Annotated in this window: 22 protein-coding genes, 2 pseudogenes and 1 riboswitch; of the genes and pseudogenes, 5 read left to right on the top strand and 19 right to left on the bottom strand. The window is 52.8% G+C overall.

Annotated features, from left to right (window positions below):
* Positions 1-19: 19 nt before the first annotated feature.
* From LG52_RS03355 to LG52_RS03340, 4 genes and pseudogenes are all read right to left on the bottom strand, one after another.
* Positions 20-901 (bottom strand): patatin-like phospholipase family protein, encoded by an 882-nt coding sequence (locus tag LG52_RS03355; protein ID WP_044730861.1) that lies wholly within the window; start codon positions 899-901, stop codon positions 20-22.
* A gap of 87 nt (positions 902-988) precedes the next feature.
* Entirely contained in the window at positions 989-1414 is a 426-nt protein-coding gene (mntR, locus tag LG52_RS03350) for a transcriptional regulator MntR (RefSeq protein ID WP_011231898.1), read from the bottom strand.
* 360 nt (positions 1415-1774) lie between these two features.
* The gene (gene splB / locus LG52_RS03345) at positions 1775-2800 is read right to left on the bottom strand and encodes a spore photoproduct lyase (RefSeq protein ID WP_044730860.1); all 1026 of its coding nucleotides are present in this window, start codon (positions 2798-2800) and stop codon (positions 1775-1777) included.
* An 85-nt stretch (positions 2801-2885) separates the two neighbouring features.
* Positions 2886-3083 (bottom strand): annotated as a pseudogene (locus tag LG52_RS03340) (DUF2332 family protein); the annotation flags it as partial.
* A 106-nt stretch (positions 3084-3189) separates the two neighbouring features.
* On the opposite strand from LG52_RS03340, the gene LG52_RS03335 reads away from it, so the two are divergent.
* Complete coding sequence (locus LG52_RS03335; protein ID WP_044730858.1) at positions 3190-3567, top strand: hypothetical protein; 378 nt, start codon at positions 3190-3192, stop codon at positions 3565-3567.
* A gap of 36 nt (positions 3568-3603) precedes the next feature.
* Here the strand turns inward: LG52_RS03335 and LG52_RS03330 are convergent, their stop codons facing one another.
* Positions 3604-5016 carry a LysM peptidoglycan-binding domain-containing protein gene (locus LG52_RS03330; RefSeq protein WP_044730857.1) on the bottom strand — a complete coding sequence of 471 codons (1413 nt, stop codon included), beginning with the start codon at positions 5014-5016 and terminating at the stop codon, positions 3604-3606.
* Between the two features lie 313 nt (positions 5017-5329).
* Positions 5330-5533: pseudogene (locus LG52_RS18670) on the bottom strand (IS5/IS1182 family transposase); the annotation flags it as partial.
* 376 nt (positions 5534-5909) lie between these two features.
* On the opposite strand from LG52_RS18670, the gene LG52_RS03320 reads away from it, so the two are divergent.
* Positions 5910-6242: a hypothetical protein gene (locus tag LG52_RS03320; protein ID WP_044730855.1), complete on the top strand. Its 333-nt coding sequence runs from the start codon at positions 5910-5912 to the stop codon at positions 6240-6242.
* 870 nt (positions 6243-7112) lie between these two features.
* Here LG52_RS03320 and LG52_RS03310 read toward each other — a convergent pair.
* Entirely contained in the window at positions 7113-9686 is a 2574-nt protein-coding gene (locus LG52_RS03310) for a vitamin B12-dependent ribonucleotide reductase (protein ID WP_044730854.1), read from the bottom strand.
* A 254-nt stretch (positions 9687-9940) separates the two neighbouring features.
* Positions 9941-10777 (bottom strand): lipoate--protein ligase family protein, encoded by an 837-nt coding sequence (locus LG52_RS03305; RefSeq protein WP_044730853.1) that lies wholly within the window; start codon positions 10775-10777, stop codon positions 9941-9943.
* 209 nt (positions 10778-10986) lie between these two features.
* Between LG52_RS03305 and LG52_RS03300 the strand changes: the two genes are divergently transcribed.
* Positions 10987-11361 carry a rhodanese-like domain-containing protein gene (locus LG52_RS03300; protein WP_044730852.1) on the top strand — a complete coding sequence of 125 codons (375 nt, stop codon included), beginning with the start codon at positions 10987-10989 and terminating at the stop codon, positions 11359-11361.
* Between the two features lie 56 nt (positions 11362-11417).
* On the opposite strand, the gene LG52_RS03295 is transcribed toward LG52_RS03300, so the two are convergent.
* From LG52_RS03295 to gcvT, 5 genes are all read right to left on the bottom strand, one after another.
* A complete protein-coding gene (locus LG52_RS03295; protein WP_044730851.1) occupies positions 11418-12605 on the bottom strand; it encodes an ROK family transcriptional regulator in 1188 nt (395 codons plus the stop codon).
* 29 nt (positions 12606-12634) lie between these two features.
* Positions 12635-12988, bottom strand: a complete 354-nt coding sequence (locus LG52_RS03290) for an aldo/keto reductase (protein WP_044730850.1) — start codon at positions 12986-12988, stop codon at positions 12635-12637.
* A gap of 134 nt (positions 12989-13122) precedes the next feature.
* A complete protein-coding gene (gcvPB, locus tag LG52_RS03285) occupies positions 13123-14583 on the bottom strand; it encodes an aminomethyl-transferring glycine dehydrogenase subunit GcvPB (RefSeq protein WP_044733071.1) in 1461 nt (486 codons plus the stop codon).
* On the bottom strand, positions 14576-15922 hold the full coding sequence (gene gcvPA / locus LG52_RS03280) for an aminomethyl-transferring glycine dehydrogenase subunit GcvPA (protein WP_044730849.1): 1347 nt from the start codon (positions 15920-15922) through the stop codon (positions 14576-14578). Before gcvPA ends, gcvPB begins: the two co-directional genes overlap by 8 nt.
* A gap of 35 nt (positions 15923-15957) precedes the next feature.
* Positions 15958-17052: a glycine cleavage system aminomethyltransferase GcvT gene (gcvT, locus tag LG52_RS03275; RefSeq protein ID WP_044730848.1), complete on the bottom strand. Its 1095-nt coding sequence runs from the start codon at positions 17050-17052 to the stop codon at positions 15958-15960.
* A 188-nt stretch (positions 17053-17240) separates the two neighbouring features.
* Positions 17241-17330, bottom strand: a riboswitch (glycine riboswitch).
* Between the two features lie 221 nt (positions 17331-17551).
* Here gcvT and LG52_RS03270 point away from each other — a divergent pair.
* Together LG52_RS03270 and LG52_RS03265 are read left to right on the top strand one after the other, a co-directional pair.
* Positions 17552-19216 (top strand): DEAD/DEAH box helicase, encoded by a 1665-nt coding sequence (locus tag LG52_RS03270; protein WP_044730847.1) that lies wholly within the window; start codon positions 17552-17554, stop codon positions 19214-19216.
* Positions 19203-19997 (top strand): YqhG family protein, encoded by a 795-nt coding sequence (locus tag LG52_RS03265; RefSeq protein WP_044730846.1) that lies wholly within the window; start codon positions 19203-19205, stop codon positions 19995-19997. Before LG52_RS03270 ends, LG52_RS03265 begins: the two co-directional genes overlap by 14 nt.
* Positions 19998-20099: 102 nt before the next feature.
* Here the strand turns inward: LG52_RS03265 and LG52_RS03260 are convergent, their stop codons facing one another.
* From LG52_RS03260 to comGC, 6 genes are all read right to left on the bottom strand, one after another.
* On the bottom strand, positions 20100-20279 hold the full coding sequence (locus tag LG52_RS03260) for a YqzE family protein (protein ID WP_044730845.1): 180 nt from the start codon (positions 20277-20279) through the stop codon (positions 20100-20102).
* A 46-nt stretch (positions 20280-20325) separates the two neighbouring features.
* Positions 20326-20715: a competence type IV pilus minor pilin ComGG gene (gene comGG, locus LG52_RS03255; protein ID WP_044730844.1), complete on the bottom strand. Its 390-nt coding sequence runs from the start codon at positions 20713-20715 to the stop codon at positions 20326-20328.
* 74 nt (positions 20716-20789) lie between these two features.
* Complete coding sequence (gene comGF, locus LG52_RS03250) at positions 20790-21278, bottom strand: competence type IV pilus minor pilin ComGF (protein WP_231584488.1); 489 nt, start codon at positions 21276-21278, stop codon at positions 20790-20792.
* Positions 21215-21541, bottom strand: a complete 327-nt coding sequence (locus LG52_RS03245; protein WP_044730842.1) for a hypothetical protein — start codon at positions 21539-21541, stop codon at positions 21215-21217. Before LG52_RS03245 ends, comGF begins: the two co-directional genes overlap by 64 nt.
* Complete coding sequence (comGD, locus tag LG52_RS03240; RefSeq protein WP_075261740.1) at positions 21525-21968, bottom strand: competence type IV pilus minor pilin ComGD; 444 nt, start codon at positions 21966-21968, stop codon at positions 21525-21527. The genes LG52_RS03245 and comGD overlap by 17 nt, the downstream gene beginning before the upstream one ends.
* Positions 21952-22248 carry a competence type IV pilus major pilin ComGC gene (comGC, locus tag LG52_RS03235; protein ID WP_066230544.1) on the bottom strand — a complete coding sequence of 99 codons (297 nt, stop codon included), beginning with the start codon at positions 22246-22248 and terminating at the stop codon, positions 21952-21954. The genes comGD and comGC overlap by 17 nt, the downstream gene beginning before the upstream one ends.
* Positions 22249-22427 lie beyond the last annotated feature (179 nt).

Here is a 22427-nt window from a genome sequence, read left to right as displayed (position 1 = left end):
CCTATTGCCGCTTTCCCGTCTAGTACGCCCATTGGCGCAAAAACTGCCGCGTCCGCTCACGTCCGTAATCGATCAGACGCCGGCGTACTTCCGGATCAATCGAAAATTCGGTGGAAATGACGTTGTCTACTGGCAAAAAGACGATGTTTTTTTCATGGCGGCGCGAAATGTAGCGGGCATCATGCGCTTCCTTCATCGCCGCAAACAGCGCTTCATACAAATCGAGCGCATTGGTGATCGTTCGTTTCGGCCGCTCGCCTGGCTTCGGGCTTAGTTGAACACCGAGCACCGGCCGTTTTTTCTTCTTTTCTTCATCGAACAAAAACAGCGGAAAGTTGCTGAGCACCCCGCCGTCAACAATGAGGGAGACACCGTTTCGCCCGCGGAGGCGGATCGGCTCAAAGAAATACGGAATGCTGATGCTCATCCGCACTGCCCTGGCGATGGAAAACGCCCCAGGGTCAATGCCGTATATGGCCAAATCATCCGGCAGCACGACAATGCGACCGTTTGTCACATCGGAAGCGACGATATACAAACTGCCGGCCGGTACATCTTGAAACGTCCGCACGCCGCGGGCCGCAAGCACGGCTTCTACCCATTGCTCAAACACTTTTCCTTGATAAAGGCCCAGATGCCAATACAGGCGCACCCATTTCCAAAACGGAAAGGGGACCCATAGCGGCCGTTCATCCAAAAACTGTGTAAGCTCAAGATCCTCGAGCAATGAGGCAATCTCATGCGCTTTATATCCGGCCGAAAGCAGCGCCGAAAGCAGCGAACCGGCGCTCGTTCCAGCCAGCCGCTTCCAGCGCAGCCCTTTTTCCTCAATCGCTTCGTACGCCCCAAGCAACGCAAACCCTTTCACTCCGCCGCCGGAAAAGACGATGTCAATGTCCACCTCTACCTCCCCTTTCTCGCTCTTTATACATATGTAAGAGAAAGAAGCGGTGTTTAGTACGGCAAACAAAAAAGAGCAAGCCTCAGCTTACTCTCCTTGTTCATTGCGCTTTTGGACATCGCGCAGCGCTTCAAGACGGCGTTCGTCCTCTTGAAAATACTGCACCAAATCGCCGATCCGGTCGATGGCGTTCCAGCTCAAATGGTGTTCAATCCCTTCCACGTCGCGGTAAATGTTTTCTTCGCTGACACCGATCAAACGGAGAAACTGCTCAAGCAACTCATGGCGGTAGACGAGCCGCTGGCCGATTTTTCTTCCTTTTGGCGTCAAGACGAGTCCGCGGTATTTCTCATACACTAAATACTCATCTTTATCGAGCTTTTGCACCATTTTCGTCACCGAGGAGGGATGGACGGACAACGCTTCCGCGATGTCAGAGACGCGGGCATAGCCCTTTTCTTCAATCAAAATGTAAATTTGCTCAATATAATCTTCCATGCTTGGTGTCGGCAACGTTTGTCCCCTCCCGTCACGTTTGTCTGCCGCACACAAATGCAGCGGCCGTCAGCATCTCTCATGAAACAGGCGTGTTGATGAACCAATAAAAACGATATAGATGCAGTTTGAAGCTTTAACATTTGCGGCTTTTACCGAGCATTTGATCGACTGCCACGCCTTGGCGTGACGGGGAAGCCTGCAGCTTGCCCACGACAGTCGAAAAATGCATAAGCGACCTTTTCCGTCAAGGATATGTGAAACGTTTTCGTCGCATCTATATAGATGAAAAAGCTTTATTTTCAGCTTTTCTGCCGCAGTTGGCCGCATAGGCAAACAAAAAATAGCAATCAATCCCATTATACCATGAAGGGGACATTACGTAAAATACTGCACCTGAGCCGATGGAAAAAAGCGAGCAATATACGAGCGCATCGTTTCCTCCAGCTCCCGCGCTTCCTCGTCACGGTACACATATTTGCCGATGCCGTACCTCCCCCATTTATACTTGCGCTTCGCCTCGTCCAAATCGAGCTTTGTTTTCCGGTAACGCTGCTCGATGACCCGCTTGGCCGGTTTCGTAAACCGGTGCTGGATGAGCTCAAACGTCAAATCAGATAAGTCTATCCCTTCCAATTGCCGGGCGAGCTCCTGAAACAACTCAAAATACCCTTGTTCCCAGCCGTCATGCCGGTAAATCGGCGCGACGACAAAGCCGAGCCTATAGCCGGCACCGGCCACTTTGCGCGCTGCTGCAAGCCGCGCGTCAAAGGAGGACGTTCCCGGCTCGAAATGGTTGATCACATAGCGGGAGTTGACGCTGAAGCGAAACCGCGTTTTGCCGTTATGCTTGGCATCAAGCAAATGATCGACATGCTCATACTTCGTCACAAATCGGAGCCGCCCGTAGTCGGTCGCGCCGATAAACTCAATCGCTTTTTTGAGCGAATGGGTCAAATGATCGATCCCAACAATGTCGGACGTACACGCCGCCTCGAAGCGGGTGATCTCGGGCGCACGCTCGTCAATATACTTTTGCGCTTGAGCGAAAATGTCGTCCAAGTTGACATACACGCGGATGTATGGCTTGCTTCCTAATGTCGTTTGCAAATAGCAATAATGGCAATGGCCCATGCATCCGGTTGCCAACGGAATAGCGTATTCGGCTGACGGCTTCGATGAATTGAATTGGAGCGTCCGCCGCACGCCAACAACGAGCGTTGATTTCGCGTTTCGATACCGGGCCAGCTCCGTCTCTCCCGGAATGCCGCGCACTTGGTTGTGTGATGTCGTCTCGCGAATCTCGATTCCCATTTGTGTAAATTTCTCGTACAATTCCTTTCCAAGCGGATACGATAACGCCTCCGGTTCGAAATACACAAGTTTTGGCACAAACGGTTTCATCGTTTCCCCCCATTTCGTCCATCTTTATAGTTAGTATGGACGAAAACGGGGAAGTCGTTATCTAACTTTATTTGGAATTCTTTTTTCATCTCATTGTCTCCCCTCGTCCACAGCCATCCGCCTCCCAGCGAAACCAGCGGGCATGACCGTCGGTTTCAGCAACGATTTGTCGGCATTCTCGGCCATTGATCATGCTATCCAGGTGCAGTTTCGGATCCCACATATTGTTATACACATGGAACAAATCCCGTTGGCGGCCGATTTCGCGAAGCTGCTCAAGCAGCACACACTGTTTTCCTTCCCAAACATTCGCACATCTTTAGGATTCGCCATGACAACCCGTGAGCACAATGGTACAATAAAACTAAACAGCAAGGGAGGGATGTGGAATGTCTCGTGAGCTTGTCGAATTGCTTCGCTCAGTGCTGAAAGAAGAGCTGCAGCCGATTCATGAACGTCTCGACCGTCTAGAAGCCGGGCAGTTGCGGCTTGAGGAACGGCAACAGCGTCTTGAAGAACAGCAGCGGCAGCTCGAGGAACGGCAAATGCGTCTTGAGGAAAAACTGGACCATTTCATCATCGAGACGCGCAGCCATTTCAAAAAAATCGAGGACGAGCTCGCCGACCATCAGCGCATGTTCGAAATTTTGTCGAACGATTGGCGCAACGCAAACATCGCCATCGAGTATTTAAGCAGCAAAATCGGCCAGCACGACACCGAGATCTACCAGCTGAAAAAACGGTTGGAACTCCAAAGCGCAAAGTAAAAAAGCGCATGCCCCATGCGCATACGCTCCATTCGTTTATCCACGTTTGCGAACGCGGAAGTTGTCTTCTAGCAGCACCCAGTTTTCTGGATACGGATACCCGAGCACCCAGTAGCTGATTCCGCGCAATCCGTATTCTTTCACCAATTCAAATTTTGCCAACGCGCTGCGGGCGTCCTCAAACCATACTTCGTGCTGGCGCCCGTGTTCGTCCGTGTAGCGGTAAAACGGCGAAGCAGCCGCCGGATCGTACTGAATGAACGCTCCGTAGCGAATGGCGCGCTCAACCGCTTCTTTTGGGCTGAACGTTTCCGCCTCTTGCCCTTGCACGTGCGGCAGCACCCAGTCGCGGGCGTAAATTTGAAACCCCATCATGATTTTCCTTCGCGGAATGGCAGTCACCGCATAATCGAGCACGCGCCGAATTTGATTCACCGGCGAAATGGCTTGCGGCGGCCCAAACCGGTAGCCCCACTCATAGGTCATCAAGACAACAAAATCGGCGATGCGTCCGTGGGCTGGGTAGTCGTGAGCTTCGTATAGCAGCCCTTTTTGTTCAGCGCTTATTTTGGGCGCCAGCGACGTCGATAAAACATACCCTTCAGCGTGAAGCCGGTTGGCCGCCCGTTGCAAAAACTCGTTATACCGCTCGCGGTCGGATGGGTAGACGTTTTCAAAATCGACATTCAACGCGCGGTACCCTTTTGCTCGCATCACTTGAATGACGTTGTCAAGCAGCCGGGTTTGCAGCGTGGCATCGGCCAAAACGGTCTGCGCCAATCTTGAGCCCGGATCCCGATACGTAAAGTTTGTGATCGTCATCATCGGCACGACACGGGCGGCATAAGCCGCCTGAATGAATGCGGTATCATTGATCGGATTGAGTCCGCCGTCGGCGCGGATCGTGTAGGCGAATGGCGCGGCATATGTCAAATGGCGGCCGACTTCGCGCACTTGCTCCGCTCCTTTTTCTCCTTGATCCACCGTAAACGCATTGACTTCAATGAGCGGCTTGGCTGGCGGAATGGTGAGGCGTTGCCCGGGAACGACCGCGCTCGGATCGGCGATCGGATTGAATTCAATGATTTGCTGGACGCTCACCCCGTAAGCAGCGGCGATTTGCCCCAGCGTTTCTCCGGGACGCACCGTATGGATGCGGGCGGGGATAAGCAATGCTGCGCCCGGATAAATGAGCGCCGGATTGGCGATCCGGTTCGCCTGCATGATGGCTTTAACCGCCACTCCGTATTGACGGGCGATTTGCCATAACGTTTCCCCTGGGCGGACGGTATGGTACCGATACGGAACTGGAATGACGACAGCTTGACCGACAGCAAGCTCGTTCGGGTTGCTCAGTTCATTGGCGGCGACGATCCACTCGAGCGGAACGCCGTAACGCTGAGCCAGCTTCCAAAGCGTCTCGCCGCGCTGGATGACATGGACAATCATAACGCTCCCCCTTTCATTTCTCCCTTTTACCACTATATTTTCGCTTTCCCCCTTTATGTAAAAAAACGCCGGTTCCCTGTGATATAATCCCTCTTACCCGAGTTCGACAGTTTTAAGGCCATTTTAGGCAAATGAAAATGGCCAAGATGCTGTTCGATACGGATCCTAGAAGGCCGGTGAATTAATGAGGCATAGAGTTCCCTCATGTCGAATTTTGGAGGCCATTCTCTCCGCCATTTGGCGCCAAAGGATGGCAGGACGTGCAGGGCTTCCTGCTCCAAATTCCGTTTTTGCGCACGCCAAAGAGCCGGTCCCGTTCCGAATCTTCCGCTGGACGACCCGTTTTTTCCGTGTACAGGGGAGTCACCCAATCGTGAATGACGGGGAAGTCAACGGCTTCGTTGATTTGACGCAGGATATGATGTGGAGGAACCAGTTCCTCCATGTCGATGACTTGAAATAGACGAGGCTGAGTCGAAGGGGGGCTGGGGGCTTTCGTGATCCGCTCACGCTCCATTCCAAAGATTCCTCTCCTCTTTTTCAACATAAGCCCCCTTAATCCCTGCCTTGGCGTGTACTTTTTCATCGGCCTTCTAGGTATCCATCCTCGCCCCTAGATACACGCCTAAAATATGCTCAAATGCCTCTGATCCATTTTGTATCAAGGGGCGAGAGGCACTTGGTTTGCCTAGTCGCTGTCGAACTCGGGGTGCGAAATGTAAAGTATATAATATGTGATGAATGAATAAATATAAAATTTTGATTGTTGAAGAAGGATTCTATCTATAAAATATCGAATACCATATAATCAATTTTGTCCAAAAATGATTTTTTAACACCCCTGTAAGGCCGAAAATCCTCGATATATCAACATTTCTAGAGGAGGTACGGTTATGAAAAGATTACTTAGCATTGTGATATTGAGTAGCACTTTATGCTTACCTTTAGCCACACATGCTGATTACCCGAAACAAATAACCTCAACGCACTCTAATCACTCTTATAGTACTATCAGTATTGAAAACGCCAAAAAAGCGATTGAAAACTTTATCGAGCGAAATGAATTATTACACGATTTAAAAAATGGTAAAATCGAATTTCAACCTTATACGGGGGATTTGCATATCGCTTACAAAGATCCTGACAACGGCGCTAATAATACCGCAACGCATTGGTTTGATTGGACAGATGATGATCAAGATATCGACTTTGCGTGGTTATCTTAAAAAATGAAACAGTCCTTCATCATCCCTAAGGAGTGTTTCATGTGATAAATCCAGTAAAATCGGGGGGGGAGGGAGTAGTGAAGTTGAATTTATTTTCCAGACGATTGATTGGATTGCTTTTGGCTTGTTTATTTATGATATATCTAACAAAACTATTTACAATGAAACCTCATGTAATTTCTGGAAATGGAAATCCAGGAATGATATTTATAATATTATCTGCACTACTATTTTTCTTCTTCGGAAGGGAAATATGGAAAATAATGAATAACGCAGCTTATTCAAAAAAAAAATGGTTATTTATAACTATTTCTTCACTATTTATTCTATGTCTCTCAGCTTTTTTAGAAATTTCGTATTTTGTGAACCTAATCAAGCAATTAGGAGGGCCACCGTCCAATACAAATTCTAAAATCTATCGTTATAATTGGGTAAATCAATATACAAACACTTTGTACGTTAATATTTATACATTTTGTATTTTTATCTCCAGTGTTATTTTTGTTCATTCAGTAAAAAAGTTTGTACAAAAATAGAATCATAACGTCTAAAAGGTACTGTCAACCATTTTGTGTAATGAAAGATTTTTTTCGTATTTTATAATCATGAAATCATGAACGGTTTCAAAAAAAAGATTAGGCCACCTTAGTCCGATAGAGTACCGAATGACCAAGGCAGCCTGGCAGGTGAACGGCTGGGAATATCTTCAATGAAGTGAAATGAAGGGGACGTTGTCAAGTGCTTTCCTTGACAACGTTTCTTCATTCCACTATCTTGCGAGCAGCTGAAGAGGGGGGTTTTTACACTGGTCTACTTGACTGGTATATGTTCATTGCAGAACCAGCGTGTCCTTCACCCCATCATTCAACATTACAACCCGCACTTCAGCTGCGCGCCGCAGCTTGTGCACGTGTTGCAGCCGCCGATCTCTTCGATCGTCCCTTCGCGGCAAATCGGGCAAATATTGCCGATTTCGGAACCGATTGTCACATCGGTGGCGCGCACATCTTGAATCGTATCAACGAGCACGACGGGGCGTTTCGTCTCTTTTTCCTCGAGCTCCTCTGGAAGCAGTTCAAGTTGCTCTTCAATCTGATTCTCCTCAGCCTTTAACGTCAACACTTGTGCATCGCGGCTGCCGTCGACATAGACGGTTCCGCCTTTCGCACCGCAACGCCATAAACGCTCGTACACTTTTTGCACTTGCTCGACGGTGTAGCCCTTCGGCGCGTTGACCGTTTTCGACAAGCTCGAGTCGACCCAGCGTTGAATGATGCACTGCACATCGGCGTGCGCTTCCGGCGGCAAGTCCATCGCCGTCACAAACCAAGGCGGCAAGTGGTTCGGATCGGCTTCTGGATGTTTGTCCAAATATTCTTCGACGATGTCCGCTTTCACTTCGATAAATTTGCCCAAGCGCCCGCTCCGGTAGTACGAGAACGAGAAGTACGGCTCCAGCCCGGTTGAGACGCCGACCATCGTCCCAGTCGATCCTGTCGGCGCCACCGTCAGCAAGTGCGAGTTGCGGATGCCGTATTTCAAAATATCTTGGCGAATGTCTTCTGGCATCCGTTTCATGTAGCCGGTGTTGATGAACGCTTCGCGCAGCTTGCGCGTCTCTTCCTCCGTTTCGCCGACCAAAAACGGGAAGCTGCCTTTTTCTTTCGCCAGCTCGATCGATGCCCGGTACGCGGTCGTGGCGATCGTGCGGAACAGCTCATCGACGAGCTCGTTTCCTTCCTCAGAGCCGTACGCTTTTTCGCAGTAAATGAGCAAGTCTGCGAGCCCCATGACGCCAAGGCCGATGCGGCGCTCGCCGAGCGCTTGTTTTTTGTTTTCCTCAAGGAAGTACGGCGTCGCGTCAATGACGTTGTCTTGCATCCGCACCCCGATTTCGACCGTGCGTTTCAGTTTTTCGTAGTCCACGACTTTCCGTTCTTTGTCCACCATGTTCGCCAAGTTAATGGCGGCCAGGTTGCAGACCGAATATGGTGCGAGAGGTTGTTCCCCGCACGGGTTGGTGGCCACGACTTTTTGCCCGTACGCGCGGGCGTTCGTCATTTCGTTGGCGTTGTCGATGAAGAAAATGCCCGGTTCGGCGGAATACGTTGCGCAAATATTGATCAGCTTCCACAGTTCGCGGGCGCGGATTTTTCGGTAGACGCGGACGCGGTAGCCCATTTTCTCCCATTCTCGCACATCGCCGACTTCATGCCATTTTTCGTTGTAAATGCGCATTTCCTCTTCGGAATACGTTTCCACATCCGGGAAGCGGAGCGCGTATTCTTCGTCCTTTTCGACCGCTTCCATGAACTCTTTCGTCAAGCAGACGGAAATGTTCGCACCGGTCAAAAAGTCAGGATTGTGCACCGTGTATGTACCGCCGGTGCGCAGTTTTTCTTCGGCGTCTTTGATGATTTCCTCAGTGAAACCGCCGTAGTCAGGCGCGTTCTTGTATCGGACGATCGCTTCGTACATCGCCCGCTCCCGCTCGGTGAGCGGCGTAAATTTCAGTTTGTCGCGCGCTGCTTTTTTGATTCCTTCATCTTCCATATTTTCGAGCAGGTAGCGCAAAATGCGCGGGTTTTGCATTTTCGAGACGATGAATTCGATAATGTCCGGGTGCCAGTCGGCAAGCATAATCATTTGGGCGCCGCGCCGGGAGCCACCTTGCTCGACAAGGTGGGTCAGCTTCGCAATGTCGTCAAGCCACGAGACCGACCCGGACGATTTGCCGTTCACCCCGCGCGCAAGCGTATGGCGCGGCCGCAATGTCGAGCCGTTCGTCCCGACGCCGCCGCCGCGGCTCATGATTTCCATCACCTGCTTCCGATGTTCGGAAATTCCTTCGCGCGAGTCTTTCACAAACGGCATCACATAGCAGTTGAAATACGTCACTTCCTTGCCTGAACCTGCGCCGTACAACACGCGGCCGGCCGGAACAAAATTCAAGCTTGCGAGCTCTTGATAAAACTTTTCGAACCACTCTTTCCGCTTTTCTTCCGTCTTTTCCACCGCCGCCAGCCCGGTGGCATTGCGCTTGGCGATTTGCTCATAGAAAATCTCGAGCGGCTTGTCGATAATGTCGAGCGACCGAACCACAATGCCGGTCTCCGCCTCTTCCCCTTCGAGCACATGCCGGTATTCGTCCTCAATCAACACGTGCGCCTTTTTCGCCTCCCAGTCGATGTCGACGATAAACCCGAGCCCTCGTGCCGGGAATTTCGGATCCTCCTTGATCGTCAACACGACAAAGTCGCCCGGTGTAAGCGTCAGCTTCTCCGTATCTTTGAACGAATACCGATCCAACATGACCAAACGGGATACGCCTTTATGGGTGATGTGCATATCCGGCGTAATCGGATGCACTTGCGGAAATAGGCGGATATCCTCGTTCAGCTTGTCAATATTGATCTTCATTTTCTCGGATGACGCCACCGTCATTCTCCTATCTCTCCTCTTTTATATAATCTCTCATGTTTTTTGGCAAAGTTGTCCTGTCTTCTCTACCTTACCATATCGAACAGAAAAAAACAATATATAGTATGATTTTTTATGAAAATCATACTATATATTGTTAAAGAGAACAAACGATTTCGTTTTTGTCAAGCAAAAAAACAAAACATGGCGAAATGCGGAGAAAAACGGGGGAGTGCCGCCGTTTCTGCCGGAAAACGAACGATTTGCCGCGTCGCTGCTCAGCGCTTGAAGTTCCATTCATCGCTTTCGTATTTCGTCCGCGCCAGCTCTTCGACATACGCCCGCTCCTCGTCGGTGAGCGTGTACGGCTCCAACACGATGTCCAATCCTTTTTCAAATCCTTTGTAAAACGCTTCTTTCGCTTCCTCAATCGTCACCGCCCGGCCCGCCACCTCCTTGATGGCGACCGCTTTCTTTTTAAATTCACGCTGCAGCCGCTCTTTCACCCGCTCGTTCGGGTATTTAAACAAACTGAACAGCAAGTCTTCGTCCAAATCGAGCAAAATCGAGCCATGCTGCAAAATGACGCCTTTTTGCCGCGTTTGCGCGCTGCCGGCAATTTTCCGTCCCTCAACGACAAGTTCGTACCATGACGGCGCGTCAAAACAAACAGCCGAGCGCGGGCTGCGCAAATCGGCTTTCTCTTCTTCTGTCTTCGGCACGGCAAAATACGCATCCAATCCAAGATAGCGAAATCCCTCTAAAATGCCTTGGGAAATGACGCGGTATGCTTCCGTCACCGTCTTCGGCATCGCTGGGTGCGATTCGGAGACGATCACGCTGTATGTCAATTCTTGATCGTGCAGGACGCCGCGCCCGCCGGTCGGCCGACGGACAAAGCCGAGGCCGTGCCGTTTCACCGCCTCTAAATCAATTTCTTTCTCCACCTTTTGAAAATAACCAATCGACAACGTCGGCGGATTCCAGCCATAAAAGCGGACCGTCGGCGGAATTTTGCCTTCGCTGTGCCAATCGAGAAGCGCCTCATCGAGCGCCATATTGAACGCCGGCGGGCAATGGCCGGAATCGATAAAGCGCCATACTTCTTTTGCCATCGTTCCACCTTCTCTATTGTTCCATGTTCTAGACGCTGCGGCGGCTTGTCCACCACCGCCAAGGGACGGGACAATTTTGGCCGCCTTTACTAGTTTAGCAAACAACGCCGGTGAAGGAAAGAAAAATGGCATGGCGAAAATCTCTTTGCTTCCCGGCGGCGACTTTATATAATAGGAAATAGCAGACAAAGCGAAAGGAGGCATGACGGGTGGAAGCATTGCTCATTATTCTCGGCGCGATCATCGTGTATTCCGTCATTACGTACTTCTGGCAGCGAAGAATTGTCAAAGCATTGACAGAGGAAGAGTTCCGCGCCGGCTACCGGAAAGCGCAATTGATTGATGTCCGCGAACCGGATGAGTTTGCGGCTGGACATATTTTAGGGGCTCGCAACATCCCGCTCACGCAGCTAGGCATGCGCATGAAAGAATTGCGCAAAGACCAGCCGATCTATTTGTACTGCCAAAACGGGCTGCGCAGCGGGCGTGCCGCGCAAATGCTCTACCGAAAAGGGTACCGCGACTTGTACCATTTAAAAGGCGGATTTAAAACATGGACCGGGAAAGTGAAGAAAAAAGCATAGCCCGTTAACCAAAAAGGCGCTCTGCCGAAACAGGCAGGCGCCTCTTTTCGCATGCGCTAGACCGCCGCAAATTCAGGCGGCAGGACGACCGCCTCAAGCACCGAAGCAGCCGCGCCGATGGCGCAGCTTTTCTCCTTCAGCTTGGAGGCGATGATGGATGGTTCGCTTTCTTTTTTGACGAGGATCCGCTTTCTCACTTCTTGGCGCGCCGGACCGATCACATACTCGCCCGCCTGGGCAAGCGGACCGCCGATGATGACCGCTTCTGGATTGTACGCATAAATCACCTGCAACAACCCAACGCCGAGATAGCGGCCTGTTTCCTCCAAAATGCGCGCCAACTGTTCATCGCTTTCCGCCGCCAGTGCCATCGCAGCGATGGAAAAGTGGTCATCGAGCCATTCGGAACGCCCTTCTTCAGCCAAACGGCGTTCAATGTATTTTTCCGACGCATACATTTCCCAGCAGCCGATGTTGCCGCAGCTGCAGCGAATGCCGTTGACATCGATCGTATGATGGCCGATTTCACCAGCTAGGCCGCTGACACCCCGATAGAGCTGATGGTGAAGAACGACGCCGGCGCCAATGCCGATGCCGGCGCTAATATAGACGAAATGGGCAAACTCATGGCCGGCGCCAAACCATTTTTCCCCAAGCGCCGCCAGCTTCGCCTCATTCTCGACAATGACAGGACGCTCAGGCCACCGTTGCCGCAAAACAGCCGCCAAGGCGACATCGCCCCAGCGCAAGTTCGGGGCAAACACAACGGTCCCGCTCTCGGTATGGACGACGCCCGGCACGCCGATGCCGATTCCCATCACGCCATACGGCGTCGCTGGCGCCCGGCGGATGGCCGCCTCGATGAGCTCCATCATTTCGCCGATGATCGCCTCCTGCCCTTCGGACGGGCGGAACGAACGCCGTTGCTCCCAAAGGATGTCCGCGTTTAAGTTGGTCAGCACGGCATACAAATAGTTCACCCCCAGCTCCACGCCGACAAGCGATCCGGCGTCGGCGTTGAAGCGAAGCATGAGCGGGCGGCGTCCTCCGGTTGACTCGCCGATCCCGCTTTCATGGACGAAATGCTCGGCGATCAGTTCGTCAACAAGCGCGGAAACGGTCGCTTTATTCAATCCGGTCGTCTTCGCAATATCAGCGCGCGAAATTGGATGCTGGTCGCGAATCAATTTCAAGACGAGCTGCTTATTTATTTTTTTTACAAGGGAAATGTTTCCTGTCCGCACGTCTCTGTCATCCTTTTCGTCTTATTTGCTTAGTATGCCCCGCGGATGTGCGGATGCACCTCGCTCCAATAAAACTGGCGAAGCCGTTCCTTTTCTGCTTCTGTAAATGGCGGCATATGGATCGCGTCTAAATTTTCTTTCACTTGTTTCACTGTCTTAAAACCTGGAATGGCACATGTCACTTCTTCATGATCGATCACCCAGCGCAATGCTGCTTTCGCCATGCTGCCGCGCCCATTAGCGATCCAACGCAGCTCGCCGGCGTCCACTCCTTTTTGAAACTCAAGGTCGTCGACGTTTCCCCACGAACCGCCGATCGCCCACGTGCCGAAACTGAGCGCGCTCACTTGAAGATCGGTGTTTCCTAGTTGGCAGTATTGCATGTCCCTCTCCCCTTTCATCGACTTCAACCATTAGTTTATATAATAAACTAACCGAACTTTTCTGTCAACGCAGCCAGCCGCAAAACGAAGCGGCCTCCCTTTACGAGGCAGGCCGCATAAGAACAAGGCTTAGCTTACATTTCTTTTTGGTAGCGCAAAATCGGCTTGCGCGCCGCGGTCGTTTCATCGAGCCGCTTGACGACCGTCGTATGCGGCGCTTCTTGAACGATTTCCGGATTTTCCTCCGCCTCTTTGGCAATTTGGATCATGGCGTCAATAAACGCGTCGAGCGTCTCTTTCGACTCCGTCTCCGTCGGCTCGATCATCATGCATTCTTCGACGATGAGCGGGAAGTAAATCGTCGGCGGATGGAACCCGAAATCAAGCAGCCGCTTGGCGATGTCGAGCGTTCTGACGCCAAGCTTCTTTTGCCGGCGGCCGGAGAGAACGAACTCATGCTTGCAATGGCGGTCATATGGCAAATCGTAATATTCGGCGAGGCGGCGCATCATATAGTTGGCGTTTAACACCGCATATTCGCTCACCGCTTTTAAGCCGTCCGGCCCCATCGAGCGGATGTACGTGTACGCCCGGACGTTGATGCCAAAATTGCCGTAAAACGGCTTGACGCGGCCGATCGATTGCGGACGGTCATCATCAAGGTAATAACCGTTTTCCCCTTTTTCGATGACCGGCTTTGGCAAAAACGGAATGAGGTCGGCTTTCACCCCAACCGGGCCGGAGCCTGGGCCTCCGCCGCCGTGCGGGCCGGTGAACGTTTTATGCAAGTTCAAATGAACGACGTCAAAACCCATGTCCCCCGGGCGCACCTTGCCAAGAATCGCGTTGAAATTCGCGCCGTCATAATACAGCTTGCCGCCGGCTTTGTGGACGATTTCGGCCATTTCGACAATATGCTCTTCAAACAGCCCGAGCGTGTTCGGGTTCGTAAGCATGAGCGCCGCCGTATCAGGGCCGACGACACGCCGTAAATCTTCTAAGTCGACAAGACCATCGGCCGTCGATTTGACCGTTACTGTCTCAAACCCGGCAACGGTCGCCGACGCCGGGTTCGTGCCGTGCGCCGAATCCGGAACGATCACTTTCGTCCGTCCGAAGTCGCCGTTTGCTTCATGGTAAGCACGGATCATCATCAGCCCCGTCCATTCGCCGTGGGCGCCGGCCGCCGGCTGCAAGGTGACGGCATCCATGCCGGTGATTTCTTTTAAGTGCTCCTGCAAGTCGTACATGAGTTCAAGCGCCCCTTGGACCGTTTTCTCAGGCTGAAGCGGATGAATGTGGGCAAACCCGGCGAGGCGGGCGACGTTTTCATTGATTTTCGGATTGTATTTCATCGTGCATGACCCGAGCGGGTAAAACCCGGAATCGACGCCGTGGTTTCGTTTCGAGAGCGCCGTATAATGGCGCATTAAGTCAAGCTCCGACACTTCCGGGAGCTCCGGCTCTTCAGTGCGAAGATAATCGGCCGGCACGAGCTCGCTGACATCAACAGCCGGCACGTCAAGCGACGGCAGGCTGTAGGCGATGCGCCCCGGCTTGCTTCTTTCGAAAATAAGCGGTTGATCGTTACGCATGGCCATCCCCCAATTCATTGACAAACCGATCGATTTCTTCTTTTGTCCGCAGTTCGGTGACAGCAACAAGCATATGACCGGCAAGCTCCGGATAATCGCCGCCAAGGTCATAGCCGCCGATGATTCCTTTTTCGAGCAGGCGGCCGTTCACATCAGAAACCGGCCGTCCGAGCCGGATGACGAATTCGTTGAAAAATGGACCGGCAAACGGCGACGACAATCCGCGCTTTTCAAGTTTCACCTTCGCATAATGCGCTTTTTGAATGTTCATCGCCGCCATTTCTTTTACGCCCCGCTTGCCGAGCGCCGACAGCGCCACGGAAGCGGCCAAGGCGTTTAACGCTTGATTGGAGCAAATGTTGGATGTCGCCTTATCACGGCGGATGTGCTGTTCGCGCGCTTGAAGCGTCAAGACAAACCCGCGGCGCCCGTCCTCATCGGTCGTCTGCCCGACGAGCCGCCCTGGAATTTTTCGCATGAGCGGCGCTTTGACGGCAAAATAGCCGCAATGCGGGCCGCCAAACTGCGTCGGAATGCCAAACGGCTGCATGTCGCCGACCACAATGTCGGCGCCAAACGCTCCCGGTGGAGTCAACACGCCAAGCGCCAATGGGTTGCTGGCGACGACAAACAAGCTTTTCTTTTCATGCGCAAGCGGCGCGATCGCTTTCAGCGGCTCAATTTGACCAAAAAAGTTCGGGTATTGGACGACAACGCACGCCACATCATCCCCCATTTCCTCTTCAAGCGCCTTAAGATCGGTGATGCCGCCGTCATACGGAATTTCTTTCACTTCGAGCTTCTGCCCTTTGGCGTATGTGCGCACGACTTCCCGATATTGCGGATGAACGGCGGTCGAGATGAGCACTTTCTTCCGCTTCGTATGCGCGGCGCTAAGAAGCACCGCTTCGGCAAGCGCCGTGCCGCCGTCGTACATCGACGAGTTGGCGACATCCATGCCGGTCAACTCACACACCATCGTCTGAAACTCAAAAATCGCCTGCAACTCGCCTTGGGAAATTTCCGGTTGATACGGCGTATATGCCGTATAAAATTCAGAGCGCGACAGGACATGGTCGACGACAGCCGGAATATAATGGTCGTACACCCCGGCTCCTAAAAAGGAAACGTATTGTTTTACGTTGGCGTTTTTTTCCGCTAAGGCCGCAAGCTCTTTCCACAGCTCCGGCTCAGATTTGGCCGGTTTCACCTTCAGCTCGCCGCGGAAGCGGACTTGTTCTGGAATATCGGCAAACAAGTCGTCAATCGAGGCGACGCCGATCGTCTTCAACATCTCCCGTTTATCTTCTTCCGTCATCGGCAAATAACGATGGAGCACAGCGCTTTTCCCCTTTCCTTGTCGCTTTGGAATCGTCACTTGGCCCGCTTGTAAAACGGAAGCGGCACAATGTTCGCTTTCAGCCGTTTGCCGCGGATGTCCACCTCCACCTCCCGGCCGATGGCGGCCACATCCGCTTTCACCAAGGCCAAGCCGATGTTTTTCTTCAGTGTCGGCGACTGCGTGCCGGTCGTGACGAAACCGACTTCTTCGCCGTCGGCAAATACAACGTATCCGTGGCGCGGAATGCCTCTGTCGATCATTTCGATGCCGACGAGCCGGCGCGGCGGCCCCGCCTCTTTTTGCCGTTTCAACACAGCTTGGCCGATAAACGGCGGCTCTTTTTCCGTTTTGACGGCAAAACCGAGTCCGGCTTCAACCGGTGAAATCGAGTCGGACAGCTCTTGGCCGTAAAGCGGAAGACACGCTTCAAAGCGGAGCGTATCGCGCGCCCCCAACCCGCATGGAAGGACGCCGTCACGAGCTCCGTCGGCTAGGATCGCCTCCCATAGCGCGGCGGCGTCTTCAGCTTTACAATATAGCTCAAACCCGTCTTCACCCGTGTAGCCGGTGCGCGAAATGAGCGCCTTCACGCCCGAGACTTCGACGCCGTCGGCGAATGAAAACGGGCGCAGCATGGACAAATCAAAATCGGTCAATCGCTGCAGGACGCGCTCTGCTGCCGGTCCTTGCAAAGCAAGCTGAGCCGTTTCGGCCGATACATCCTTGAGCTCGACATCGCCCTCAACATGCTCGCTTAGCCAGGCGAAGTCTTTTTCCGTATTTGCGGCGTTGACGACAAGCAAATAGTCGTCGTCGGCTTTGTGATAAATGAGCAAGTCATCGACTGTGCCGCCGTCCTCATAGCACATGAGCGTATATTGCGCCCGGCCGGGCCGCAGTTTGGCGACGTCATTGGTCATGAGTTTTTGCAAAAACGCAAGACTCCCGCGGCCGCGGACGACAATTTCCCCCATATGGGAGACGTCAAACAGCCCGGCGCGTGTTCTTACAGCCTCATGTTCTTCCTTGATGCTGGAAAACTGCACCGGCATCTCCCAGCCGCCAAATTCAATCGTTTTGGCGCCGTAACGGGCGTACACCGAGAATAGGGGCGTGCGCTTTAGCATCTGATTTTCCCTCCTTTGATCCACATCACACAAAAAAGGACAGACTTCCCCCTATCAACAAGTAAGGGGGCTCTGTCCTGGCACCTGAAAGTTTCCCGCCGGCCGTTTGGCGCGTCCGTTCGCGGTCCGTGGGGCCGATCGGTTTCCTCTTGGGTGGCCTGCGTGAACGCAGGCGCTCTCCAGAGCTGCGTCAAGCAAGAGTCTTTTTGCCTGAGAGATTCGCGTTTTCCGCTTGCTCCTTCGGCGCTACATTCCGTAGTCTCTCCCCTTGCCGTCATCCGCCCATCGATAAATTGTTTTCAAAACGGACATACTAACAAACGCCCTCATCAACACGAGTCATGCGAATGTTCTAAATTTATACTACCATCAACTGCAGCCAAAGGGCAATAGGAAATAATCGAACTTTCATGGTAATTAGTCATAATAATGTTCTTGTTTTACCCAACATACCAAATGTAATCTATATAAACATTCGCAACAAGGGAAGGGGATCGCCATGAACATTGATCTTGAAATGGATGAAACATGGAAGGAGGAATTTTTGGCACGCGTCGAAAAAGACGGCCCTTGGGCGAGCTGGGAAATGTACGAACTGGCGCTTGAGGCCGCCCATCATTTAAGCGTCCCGGAATTTAATGGCTTGCAGGCGCCGAAACATTTGCCCCACTTGACGATCCTTCCGCACCAGCTTGAAGTGGCGCGCCGCGTCGTCGAGGAGATGAACGGCAAAGCCATTTTGGCGGATGAAGTCGGGCTTGGAAAAACGATCGAGGCCGGGCTCGTCTTAAAAGAATATATGATTCGCGGCCTTGTGAAAAAAGCGCTTATTCTCGTTCCCGCCTCCCTTGTTTCGCAATGGGTGAGAGAGTTGAACGAAAAATTTTTCATCCCGGCCGTCCAGCAGAAAAAGAGCTACGTCTGGGAGCAGTGCGATATTGTCGTTTCCTCGATCGACACGGCGAAAAAACCGCCGCACCGCGACATCATCTACGGGCAGTCGTACGACATGATCATCATCGACGAGGCGCACAAACTGAAAAATAACAAAACGAAAAACTACGAGTTTGTGCAAAATTTAAAAAAGAAGTTTTGTTTGCTCCTGACGGCGACGCCGATCCAAAACCGGATCGAAGAAATTTTCAACCTCGTCTCACTCTTGAAGCCTGGCCATTTAGGCAACGCCGAGCAATTTGCCAAAACATACGGCAAAACACGGGCCGTACAGACGAACGACCATTTAAAAGCGCTCGTCAACAAAGTGATGATCCGCAACCGCCGCGCCGACACACCGATCGAATGGTCAAAGCGCCACGTTGAACCGGTGCTGATCGAGTTTACGAATGAGGAACGGGAACTGTATGAAGCGGTCAAGGCGCTCCGCCGCGAATCGTTCGCCGGCTCGTTTTCGCTCATCACGCTTCTTCGCGAGGCGTGCAGCAGCCGCGAAGCGCTGTTTCTCACGATCAAAAACATGATCGACAAATGCGGCGGAGCGGTTCCAGAGCCGCTTGAACGCGTATTGGAAAAAATCAACGCTGTCACGACGAACTCAAAGGCGGAAAAAGCGCTCGAGCTCATCCGCTCCATCAATGACAAAGTCATTATTTTCACGGAATACCGGGCGACGCAGCTTTACTTGCAATGGTTTTTAAAGCAGCACGGCATCTCGTCCGTTCCGTTTCGCGGCGGCTTCCGGCGCGGCAAAAAAGACTGGATGCAGGAACTGTTTAAACACCACGCCCAAGTGTTCATCGCCACCGAGGCGGGCGGCGAGGGCATCAACTTGCAGTTTTGCCGCTATGTCATCAACTACGACTTGCCGTGGAACCCGATGCGCCTTGAGCAACGGATCGGCCGCGTCCACCGGCTCGGCCAGACTGATGACGTTTACATTTACAACTTCGCCATCAAACAGACGGTCGAAGAGCATATTTTAACGCTTCTGTACGAAAAAATCCGCCTGTTCGAACGAGTCGTCGGCGAGCTGGACGACATTTTGGCGAAAATGAACCTCGCCAACCTAGAGCGCTACTTCGAAGACGCCTTCGTTCATTCGCGAAGCGAAGGGGAGATGAAAATCAAAATGGAAAACATCATCGCCATGATCGAGCTGGCGGAGCAGCTCGGAAAAGAAGGGGGCAAGCAGCATGCAGCAACATGAAATCCGCCGCTTTGTCGAACGCTATTTTGCGGCCAACGGCTGCACGTTTGTGGAAGCAAGCGACGACTACCTCACCGTGCAGCTGACGGCAGAAATGGACAAAGAACTGATGAATCGGCCGTTTTACTGGCATTATATTGAACGGACAGGCGGCGTGCCGCAGCCGATGCGACTGACGCTCATCACCCGCGCGAGCGAGCGGACGGACAAACTCAAAGGGGAGCGCCTCCATTTCGGCGCTCCCCGGCTGCACCAGCTGTTCCGCTCAGCGCAAAAACGCGGCAGCTTCATCCGCCTGTATGAGGAGCCAAGCGCGCCTTTAGACGGCAACGCCGCCCTCCATCCATGGCTCGGCATGAACGTCACGATTTCGTACGAATGCGACCGAAAAAAAGATGAAATCGTCTCCCTTGGCCTTCACCTCATTAGCGGAACGATCGTCGAGTCGTTCCACGAACGGCTGCGCGAGCGGCGGCTGACGCCGAAAATCCCTGATTACTGTTTCACCATCTCCCCACTCATTAAGCCGAGAAGCGGCATCGGCCGCATTGAACAATATATTCGCGGCCGCATCGCCGCCGACAACCATGCGTGGGCCGACGAAGCCCACCGGCGCTGGGCCGACGATTTGGCATTGCTTGATGAGTTTTACAAAGACAGCGAAGAAAAGCCGCAGTGCTATTATATTGAGAAGGAAGCGTTGGAAAAGCAGTACAAGCCGCATATCACCGTTTCCGTCATCAACGGCGGACTGTTTTATTTGCTGCCCCGCTCATCGTGAATCAACTCCGGGATTGGTCCATCCGGCTCGGAGCGCTCAAATCGACAAACTCCCTTCCGTCGGCACGAAAACCGCCCGCCGGCCTAGGCCAGCGGGCGGCTGCTACGGGCGGCGCCGAAACAGCAAGCGAAGCGAAAGCGGCACCATGCCAAACAAGCGGTATGAAAGGGGAGGCTGCTCTTGTTTCCGCACCTGACGCCGTTGCCTCCGCTCCTCTTTCGGCAAATCCATGTAGGCGACAAACTGTTGGGTGACAAACTTGACATAATCGTTGACCGCCATCAAATCCCCCCTTTTTTTCTTTTAGTTTTTCCGCTTCTTTCCTCTTTTAACCGTTTTGCTCGCTCCATTCGACAATATGAAGCGCCGGAAGCGTGACAGTAAACATGACAGCGCGCCTCAGCCCAGAGGCCGAACGGATGGACAAAGAAACCTGAATGTGTGCTGCATCTTCCCGCACCCACCGGTAGGCCGCCATTCCGCGCGGATAGGTCCATTCTCCAGCCTCCCCCGCGGTCGACGGATCAGCAGATGCGATGCGTTCTTTTACGTCAAACACGGCCATCTGCACAAGTTCATCCGCTTCGACTGCCTGCTGGGCCTCATAAGCCGCCTGTCGTTCCGCTTCATAGAGGAGCAAGACATGCATGACAGAAAAGACAAGCAACAAAGAAACAACAGTCACAATCGGAAAAATAACGCCATCTTGTCGACCCATTTCCCCTTCTCCTCGTTTTTCCAGTCTAAAAGGGGGAAGCGGCGGTCAAGGAGGCTCACCGTACAAGCCGCCCGCTAAAACGCCCGCGCTACAAACGCCTCGCAAACGGTGCCGTCATCAGCCGTCACTTGCAAAAATATCCCGCGGGCGCCGGCGCGGTACGAAACAGCGCGCACATGGCGGAGCGCCGTTTCATTGCCAGCACCGTCCACCTGGCGGATCAGTTCGGCTCTTGACGCAACAACAGAAAAACTGACCGTCTTGCCGCTCCATTTTTGCAAATAGAGGACACGGCCGCCAGTCGACCATTGCTTCGTTTCATTCAGCTCGATTTGCAGCTGCTGCAAAAACAGCCGCCATTCCAATCGGGAAAACGCGTCCGTCGGCTCTGGGGCCAGCAAGCGGACGGACAACAACGCCGGAACAGCCGCCGCTATCACGATCGCAGCCGCCAGCGCCAACAACGCTTCAATCATTGTAAACCCGCTTTCTTTTGCCGCTACCGCTTTCCATACCCGCACCGCTCCATCTCGCGACCGGCGTAATCGTTCCAACGCACGCATACTTTCCACATTCGCCCTCCTTCCTCTCGCGCCTGCAGCCGGAACATCGTGCGTCCGTCAGCAACGATGGTTTCTCCCACAAGCGGCTCCTCGTACAACGCGATCGTTAACAACTGATGCGCTTTTTCTTCGAGGGTGAGGCTTTGCCGCTCGACGGCGATTTGCATGAGCAGCGGAAGAAGAACCGCCGTCGTCATCCATAGGAGCGACAAAGCGAACAACGCCTCCACCAGTAAAAAACCGCCGCTACATTTTTTGCACATAAAACCGCCCTTTTCCAAGCAAAAAAGTAAGCCTGTAGTTGCTCTTGCCCCCACGCACCCAAACGGTTCCCGCCTTCTCGATGTTGCCGTTGTCCGTAAAGACGAGCGGGTTGCGCAGCGTGACGAGCCGAAACCGCCACGGGGAAGGCAGCGAGCGGACGACAACCTGCCGGCCGCTCGCTGCCTCAACCGCCTTGTACTCCGCCCCGCCGTCAGTGAAAAAAATGGACACATCGGCCCGATGGGCGATGGCGTATTGCTGCGCTCTATACAAGTCCGCGCGCAACACAGCCAACATATACGCCTCCTCCTGCTTACGCATCGCGCCGCCAAGCGTGGGGACAGCGAGCGCAGCAAGCAAGAGGACGACCGCCAAGACGATCAGCATCTCAAGCAGCGTAAACCCGCCGTTATGAGCCGCTTTCACTCACATCACCGTTCGCGCTGATTTGGATCGCATGGCCGTTCGGACATTTGGCCGATTTAATATAGCGGCCGTCGAGCAATTCCTGCACCGTCGGAATTTTGTTATGCTCCATCTCGTATGCTTTCACCTGCGCTTGCACCGTGTTCAAAAACGCCTCGCATCCTTTTGAATTGATCATGCTGTTGTGCTTTGTAATATTCGGAATGGCAATCAGCAGCAGAACAGAAATCACCATCATCACGATCAACATTTCGATCAATGTGAATCCCTTTTGATTCATTGTCGCTCCTCCTCGCATACGAAATTTCAGAAAGAACGTTTAGCGAATGACCGGTTCAGTTCGATCCGTTCCTTGACCATCGAATCTGTTCATTAGTTGGGCCTTGGGAGGAGGGGCGCACCCCTCTCTCAAGGATCCAACATATCAAGATTGAGCATCTTGCTCCTACAGAACCGCCC

Origin of the sequence: Geobacillus kaustophilus (assembly GCF_000948285.1) — a bacterium.
GTDB lineage: Bacteria > Bacillota > Bacilli > Bacillales > Anoxybacillaceae > Geobacillus > Geobacillus thermoleovorans_A.
This window is presented reverse-complemented; position numbering and strand designations above follow the sequence as displayed.